The organism is Burkholderia sp. LMG 13014 (assembly GCF_905232215.1).
Classification (GTDB): Bacteria; Pseudomonadota; Gammaproteobacteria; order Burkholderiales; family Burkholderiaceae; genus Burkholderia.
Genome location: NZ_CAJNKE010000263.1, coordinates 1 through 8,067, shown reverse-complemented (window position 1 = coordinate 8,067; position 8,067 = coordinate 1). Strand labels below are relative to the sequence as shown.

9 protein-coding genes are annotated in these 8,067 nt (G+C 65.3%); all 9 read left to right on the top strand.

The features are described 5' to 3' along the window. Positions 1–1,148: DUF2957 domain-containing protein (locus JYJ84_RS22405; RefSeq protein ID WP_205189482.1), on the top strand; the 1,148-nt coding region annotated here is incomplete at its 5' end. Between the two features lie 73 nt (positions 1,149–1,221). After that, positions 1,222–2,046, top strand: a complete 825-nt coding sequence (locus tag JYJ84_RS22400) for an OmpW family protein (RefSeq protein ID WP_089448240.1) — start codon at positions 1,222–1,224, stop codon at positions 2,044–2,046. A gap of 121 nt (positions 2,047–2,167) precedes the next feature. Beyond that, a complete protein-coding gene (locus JYJ84_RS22395; protein ID WP_122947879.1) occupies positions 2,168–2,671 on the top strand; it encodes an activator protein in 504 nt (167 codons plus the stop codon). A 180-nt stretch (positions 2,672–2,851) separates the two neighbouring features. After that, positions 2,852–3,355 carry an activator protein gene (locus tag JYJ84_RS22390; RefSeq protein ID WP_122947878.1) on the top strand — a complete coding sequence of 168 codons (504 nt, stop codon included), beginning with the start codon at positions 2,852–2,854 and terminating at the stop codon, positions 3,353–3,355. Between the two features lie 235 nt (positions 3,356–3,590). Further along, a complete protein-coding gene (locus JYJ84_RS22385) occupies positions 3,591–4,682 on the top strand; it encodes a hypothetical protein (RefSeq protein WP_122947877.1) in 1,092 nt (363 codons plus the stop codon). 431 nt (positions 4,683–5,113) lie between these two features. Continuing rightward, positions 5,114–6,256, top strand: a complete 1,143-nt coding sequence (locus JYJ84_RS22380; protein ID WP_122947876.1) for a glycosyltransferase — start codon at positions 5,114–5,116, stop codon at positions 6,254–6,256. Further along, positions 6,253–6,747: a hypothetical protein gene (locus JYJ84_RS22375; RefSeq protein ID WP_122947875.1), complete on the top strand. Its 495-nt coding sequence runs from the start codon at positions 6,253–6,255 to the stop codon at positions 6,745–6,747. Before JYJ84_RS22380 ends, JYJ84_RS22375 begins: the two co-directional genes overlap by 4 nt. Before the next feature lie 6 nt (positions 6,748–6,753). Then, complete coding sequence (locus tag JYJ84_RS22370; RefSeq protein WP_122947874.1) at positions 6,754–7,338, top strand: dual specificity protein phosphatase family protein; 585 nt, start codon at positions 6,754–6,756, stop codon at positions 7,336–7,338. Positions 7,339–7,794: 456 nt separating this feature from the next. Beyond that, positions 7,795–8,067: contractile injection system protein, VgrG/Pvc8 family (locus JYJ84_RS22365; protein ID WP_275890738.1), on the top strand; the 273-nt coding region annotated here is incomplete at its 3' end.

Here is an 8,067-nt window from a genome sequence, read left to right as displayed (position 1 = left end):
AGACGATCGACTACAACACGGTGTTCATCGGTGGGTCGGGGTCGGGCGAGCTCGTGAAGGTGCAGCTCGACACGACGAAGATGACGTACCGGATGACCTACCTCGCATCGCCGGTGCCGACCGCCGCGGGCACCGTGCAGCCGACGCGCGACACGGCGCCCGCCAATGTGGTCGACGGCACGCTGGCCGACGAAACGGGGCTGCCGACGGTGAAACTGAACCAGTGCACGTTCCGGATGCAGAACGCGAGCCTCGACCCGAGCCGGCCGGCGCGGCTGTTCCTCGGCGAAGGCGTGCTGGGCGGCGCGATCCCCGGTGCGACGATCCAGTTCGACGGCGTGATCGGCGTCGGCAAGATCCCGAAGACGACGTTCCCGTACTACCCGTTCATCAGCTTTTCGTCGCTGGAAACCGACCTGACGAAGATTGCCGGCAAGTACAACCAGCTCGGCTATCACCAGGTGCCGTCGCAGAACTTCCAGCCGGTGGCGCTCGACCAGCAGGTGACGATCAACGCGGACGGCAGCTATACGGAAACCGACAACTTCGGCAAGAAGAACGGCGGGCAGCTACTCGCGTCGAGCGCGACCGTGAACCAGCCGTTCACGTTGCGGCCCGATGCGCCGGCGTTCCAGTCGCTCAACTACCTGCCGCAGATTCCGCCGACGCTCGCGGCGGTCGATCCGGCGAAGGCCGGCAAGGGGATCCTGATCGTCGGCAAGCTGCGCAACCAGCTCGTGCCGATCTTCATCCGCACGGGTGCGGCCAACGCGGACCTCACGCAAGGCCCGCCGAGCGCGGACGACGAATCGGGCATCTCGTTCCTGAGCCCGCAGACAGCGATCGCGCAAGGCTCGCAGGACGGCGAGTACACGGGCGTCGACAGCGCGTTCAACTACCGCGCGACCGCGCTCATCGGCGCGCAGGCCACGCTGCTCGACCCGTTCAACGCGTCGCAGGCCGCGCTGACGCGCGCGCTGAACCTCGACTACACGCAGAAGGTGCCGGGCGTCGTGACGACCGTGCATGCGGACGCGGCGTCGGGGCCGGCAACCGGCAAGTTCGTGTTCACGGGCGGCGTGTTCGGGTTCCTCGACATGGTCGATACGAGCAACCCGTACTTCACGGTCGGCGCGTTCGTGCAGTGACCGCGTGTGGATGGAGACACGGCGGCGCCGCGCGCGGATGCGCGGCGCCCCGACAGAATGAGGGGGAGACTTCATGAAGAAGCTGATTGTCGCGGGTGTCGTCGCAGGCGTGTCGACGCTCGCATCGGCCCAGCAGGCGGGCGACAACGTCGCGACGCTGGGCTGGCTGCACATCATGCCGCAGGATTCGACCAACGGGCTGACGACGAATCTCGCGAGCATGCCGATCAACGGGCCGCTGCGCCTGCCCGGTTCGTTCACGTCGCCGGGCACGAGCCTGACGGTCAACAACGCCGATACCGTCGGCCTCACGCTCACGCACTTCTTCACCGACCACATCGCGGTCACGTCGGTGCTCGGCGTGCCGCCCGAGTTCACGCTGACCGGCCACGGCGTGATCAAGCCGCCGGGCCCGGCCGGCGCGCTCGGCAACGTCGACATGGACAAGACGGCGAACCAGCCGGCCGTGAAGAACGCGCGGCAGTGGAGCCCGACGGTCATCCTGCAGTACTACTTCAACTCGCCGACGGCGCGGTTCCGCCCGTTCGTCGGGATCGGCGTGGCCTACAGCTGGTTCAGCAACATCGAACTGAACGGCAACTTCGCGAAGGACATCAACGAGAACCTCGGCAGCGTGCTCGCGGCCGGCGCCGGCAAGCCCGGAGCGACGTCGGTGGAGGGCAAGGCGTCGTCGTCGTTCACGCCGGTCTACAACGTCGGCGCGAGCTATGCGATCGACAAGCACTGGGGCGTAACGGCGACGCTGACCTACATGCCGCTGAAGACCTACTCGTCGCTGGTGATCAAGGCGGCCGACGGCTCGACGCTCGCTACCACGCGCACGCGGTTGAAGGCCGATCCGCTGATCACGTTCGTCGGGATTTCCTACAAGTTTTGAGCCGTCCGGCGCGCACGAGGCGCGCTGGCGGTTTCCTGCGACCGGCTGGCCGGACCCTTCCGGCCGGGCGATCGCGTTCCTGGCGGCGTGCCGCCATTTGTGAAGAGAGGGGGCAGTTCAAATGAGCATTCGCAAAATCGTGTCGCTTGTTGCTGCAGTGGCTTTCACCGCGGTTTCCGCCGCGCCTGCTTTCGCAGTCACCGTGACGCGGGCCGATGGCCAGGCGATGAACCCGAACGGCGAGCCGTTCTCGGCGACCGGGCTCACGAACCTCAGCAAGGGATCGATCAGTGCGGCCTGTAACGCGACCTTCAACGGCACGATCACGTCGACCGGCATCGTCAACATCACGTCGACGACGTTCTCGGGCGGCGCGACGTGCGGGCTGATCAACGGCAGCGCGAGCAGCGCGTCGCCGTGGACGGGGCAGGCCGACAGCACGACGCAGTTGACGATCAATAACGTCAAGGTGAACGTCACGCTGCTCGGCGCCTGTGGGCCGAGCAAGGTAGTAACGGCGTGGAGCGATACGAACTCGTCGCTGACGTTCAACAGCGCCGTGCTGACGCCGGATTGCACGGTCGGCGGTACGGTGCTGACGTCGCCGAAGTTCCACGTGCAGTAAGCGTCGCGGATCGAAGCGGGTACCCGCCGCGCGCGAGGGCCGTGCGGTATGCGCGGCGGGTTTCCGCGGTTTCGATGGGTTCGTGCCGTCGCGTGTATCGGCGCGGCGGCCGGTTCATTCTGCAGAGCGGTCTCGTTTCTCGTGTAAGGCCGCCACATATCAAGAGAGAGGGCCGTACAGATGAAAATTCGTCAAATCGCATCGCTTGTTGCTGCAGTGGTGTTCACTGCGATTTCGGCCGCGCCTGCTTTTGCGGTGACCGTGTCGCGCGCGGATGGGCAGCCGATGAATCCGAACGGTGAGCCGTTTTCGGCGACGGGGCTCACGAACCTCAGCAAAAAGGCGATCGTCGCGAATTGCTCGGTGACGTTCAACGGAACGATTACGCCGGCGGGTATCGTCAATATCGCGTCGGTGCAGTTCAACGGGGGCAGCTTGTGTCGGCTGGTCAGCGCTAGCGCGAGCAGCGCTTCGCCATGGACAGGGCAGTTGGATAGCGCGACACAGCTTTCGATCAACAACGCGCAGGTGGACTTCATGGTGCTCGGAGTTTGCGAGTCGAGCAAGCTCGTGGCGGCATGGAACGATTCGAATTCGTCGCTCGCGTTCAACAATGCCGACTGGACACCCGACTGCAGGCTGACCGGCACGCTCATGGCGACGCCGAAGCTCCACGTGCAGTAAGAGCCTCGCGAATCGACACAGGGACCCGTTGCGCACGAGGGCCGTGCGATATGTATGGCGGACTCCCCATTTCTCGTTGCATTCGTGTCGTCGCGCGTATCGGCGCGACGGCCGGCTGACCGCCCGTGTCGCGATCCGATCCGGGTGGACATGCAGGGATGGCGCGGCGTGCCGCGCTGTCCGATTCGATTGAAACAACACAATTCCAATTGGCCAGAACACTCCCGGAAGACCCATGCTTACCGATCCAGCAAAGTATGGAGATGCCCGCGGCGCGACGCCTGACCGGCTGCGCACGGCCGCGTGGTTGCAGTACCTGATCGAACGACTCGACGCTGCCGCTTGCGCAGCGATAACGGCTGACGCTGGCGACACGACCGTCGCCGAGTCACAGGCGATACGTATGCGGACAGGCGCGAATCTGTCTCGCGACGCAGCGGCCGTTCTTTACCGGCTCGCGCCGTGGATCGCATCGGACGGCGGTGCCTGCGCATGCGACCTGACCGACCCGTTCGGCGCGTGCTCGCATGTGCCTTCGATGCAGCAACTCGACGAAGCCGAACGCAGCTGCCCCGGTTCGCGCGCCGTGTTCGACACCGCGCACGGCGTGATCGACGCATGCGCATTCGATGACCCCGATGTCGGCTGGGCCGCACTCGAGCGGATTGCCGGCGGGGTCGAACGTAACGGGGACGATGACGGCGAACGCACCGCACCTGAAATGGGCGTGCAGGGCGACACACCGCCTGCGAAGAACCTGAGAGACAGGCTGGCCGTCGTCGCGGCGGCGAGTGGGGAAACGTCGGCCATGCCTGGCGCCGTCATCGATGCGATCGTGCTGCGCGCGTGCGGGCCGCGCGACGATGCATCGCGCATCGACGAAATGGCTGCGCTCGCGACGTTCTCGGCCGTGCTCGCCGCCGGCAACGGGACCTCCGTTGCCGCGTATGGCGGTCAGCACAACCTCGTTGCACGGGCGATCCGCACGCATCGCGCCGATCTCGCGTCGGTGGACGGGCTGCTTGCGGCGCTCGCCGTGTGCAGGCTCGATCAACTCGTCGGTGGTGGCAGTTTCTGGGCTTGCTACCTGCTGGCGGGCATCGTGATCGCCGCCCCGGAGGCCGTGCGGGAAATCGGTGGCCGCTTTCATGGCGACGAGTGGCAGACATGGCTCGATCACGTGCTCGCCTGGCCGGCAGTCAGCCGCTTCGGGCCGAAGGAGGACGCCGCGTTCGAGCGCCTGCGCGGCGCAATGAGCCTGACGTCGCGATGGAATCCGATCGTCCGCGGGAAACGGATGGGGAAGCGGGCCGTTGTGACGCCCTGATTCGGCGAACACGGGGACAAGGCGGGCGGACGTCCCGCCTTTGCCGAACCGATACGCAAGGATTCCAAACGATCTGCGCGCGAGCACCCTGGTTCGCGCCGAAATGCCGGGCGCCGTTCGCACACGCGAACGGGCGTCAGGCGACGGCATGCCAAGACGTCAAGACGTCATGCCGTCGGTGTCGACACTGGCCACACGCTACGCCACGTCATCGTGACTGCCTGACCGACCGCGCATCACCCCGATCCGGGCGCCATCGACCGAACGCAGTATGATTCCGCAGACGATGCCGGCGATCGCGCCGCTGTACCCGCCCGCCCGCACCGCCGAAGATCTGCCAAGCTTGTTGTAAGCCGGACACGAACCGCCGCCGCGTGAGAGCGCCGCCGCGAACCCGCATCCGGGCCACCTTCATCGAAACGGTCAGTCAGATGTCAAAGCAAAACAAGAAGATTCTCCTCCTGAGCGTGAGCGCCGGCGCCGGCCATACCCGCGCGGCCGAAGCGATCCGCGCGTTCGCCGACCACCATCCCGCCGGCGTCGAAGCCACCCACCTGGACGTGATGGATTTCGTGTCCACCGGCTTCCGCAAGCTGTACACCGATCTCTACATCAAGCTCGTCAGCAGCCAGCCGGCGCTGTGGGGCTACCTGTACCAGAAGACCGACGAAGTCGATCCCGCCGCGCCGTCGCAGAAGATCCGGCGCGCGATCGAGCGGCTCAATTGCCGGCCGCTGCTCGCGGAGATCGAACGTCAGCGTCCGGACGCGATCATCTGCACGCACTTCCTGCCGGCCGAACTGCTGTCGCGCGAGATTCGCAAGGGACGCGTCGATACGCCGGTGTGGGTGCAGGTCACCGATTTCGACCTGCACAGCATGTGGGTCGTGCCGAACATGCGCGGCTATTTCGCGGCCAACGACGAGATCGCATGGCGCATGCATGCGCGTGGCATGGCGCCCGACACCGTGCACGTCAGCGGCATCCCGATCATGCCGGCGTTCGGCCAGCCGCTCGATCGCGCGGCCTGCGCAGCCGAATTCGGCCTCGATCCCGAGCGCCCGACCTTCCTGATGATGTCCGGCGGCGCGGGCCTCGGCGGGCTCGACGTGCTGGCCGCGCGCCTGCTGGAGATGGACGCCGACTTCCAGCTGATCGCGCTGGCGGGCAAGAACCAGGCGATGCTGGCGTCGTTGCAGGAACTGGCCGCGCAGCATCCCGGCCGGCTGTTTCCGCAGGGCTTCACGCAGCAGGTCGAACGCCTGATGGCTTGCGCCGACCTCGTGATCACGAAGCCGGGCGGCCTGACGACGTCCGAATGCCTCGCGATGCAGCTGCCGATGATCGTCAATTCGCCGATTCCGGGCCAGGAAGAGCGCAATGCGGATTTCCTGCTCGAACAGGGTGTCGCGCTGAAGGCGATCGACGACGATGCACTCGTCTACCGGATCCGCGCGTTGCTGCAGACGCCGGAGCGTCTCGCCGACATGCGTCGCCGTCTCGCGCCGCTCGGGCGGCCGCTCGCCGGCCGCTTCGTGCTCGATCGCGTGCTGGGCCTGGAGCCCGCCGCATGACCGTGGCCCGTTTCGTGCCCACGCGTCATACGCTGTTCGTCGTCGCGTGGGTCGTGCTGCTCGCGTTCTTCTTCGCGAACGTCGAGATCCAGATCGAAGGCAGCGCGGGCTGGGCCGCCAACCTGCCGACCTGGCGCATCGAGCATCACTGGCTGCTCGACATCTTCTGGGGCGGGCGGCCGATGACCGGCTACCACGCGTGGGTGTTCCCGTTCGTCGCGCTGTTCTTTCACTTGCCGCCCGTGTTCAACGGGCGGTGGTCGTGGCGCATCGAGGCGCGCATCGTCGCGTGCATCATGGTGTTCTGGCTGACCGAGGATTTCCTGTGGTTCGTGCTGAACCCGGCATACGGCCTGGCCCGTTTCAATCCGGCCAATGTGCGTTGGCATGTCCACTGGCTCGGCGTGGCGCCGACCGACTACTGGACGATGAGCGCCGCCGCGATCGTGCTGTTCATTCTTTCACGCGAGCGCAAGCGCGCATTTTATTGAGCCGACATGAAACTCGCCATCATTGCCGCGATCGCCGTCACGCTTGCCGGGCTCGTTCAGCCGGCCTGCGCGGACCCGGCCTCCGAGGTGTCCGCCCGGCCGATCAAATGGGCGCAGAGCGTGACCGATGCGCATGTGAACAACCTGCATCGCATCACGCCGTCGCTGTATCGCAGCGCGCAGCTGTCGCGCAGCGACGTGCCGGAGTTGCAGAAGCTCGGGATCCGCAAGGTCATCAGCTTCCGTTCGTTTCACGCGGACGACAGCATCCTGGCCGGCACGCAGATCAAGATGCAACGCATCCGGATCAACACGTGGGACATCCGCGACGAAGACATGGTCACCGCGCTGAGGGCGCTGCGGACGGCCGACCAAGACGGCCCGGTGCTGATCCACTGCCAGCACGGCGCCGATCGTACAGGCCTCGTGTCGGCGTTGTACCGGGTGGTGTACCAGGGCTGGACACGCGAGCAGGCGCTCGATGAACTGCAGCATGGTGGGTATGGGTTCCATCCGATCTGGCAGAACATCACGAACTACTTGAAAAACGTCGATATCGAGCGTTTGCGGCAGCAGGTCAACAACGGTTGAGGTGGACATGAAAAACGCCGCCGACAGTCACTGTCGGCGGCGTTTTTCATGGGGAAGGCCGGCCGGAGCGTCTCACTGCTTCCGCGATATGACGAGCCCACGCGCCATTCTTCTTTCTCCATTTCGATGATCCCCGGATAGTCGACTGGCCATCGGCAGTCGCGTTTCAGCGCGCTTCGTTTCATCGACGCTCGTCGGCTCGATGTGAGCACGGCGCTATGGGCTTGTACGCTGGCGGATCGTGCTTTGGGTGAATCTTTCCGTGAATTTCAGATTCGTCCGATAGACGCTGGAACGATAGCTCGATACTTTTGATCCCCGCCCAGTATGAGCGCGAACCTGTCCGTGAGAGCGGATGGGGCTGGGCCGAGGCACTTTATCGACTGCTATTGCGTCGTTTGCCGCTATTCGCCATTGATGACCGCTGCCCCGGACCTGGGTCGGCAAGGATCTTCTATGCCCACGCAATCCGACCTGCGTTTTACTTTTTCTGCCGGAGACGATTCGTTTGAGGTCGTCGAGTTCACGCTGCGCGAGGGGTTGTCCGAGACCTTTCGCCTGGAGGTCGAGTTGGCCAGTATCAATCCGGCCATCGACTTTGGTCAGATACTCGATCGTAATGGCCTGCTGACCATCTGGCAGAGCGGCCAGCCCGTGCGCTACGTGCATGGTGCGGTTTCGTCGTTCGTTCAGGGCGATACCGGCTTCCGGCGTACCCGCTACTCCGCG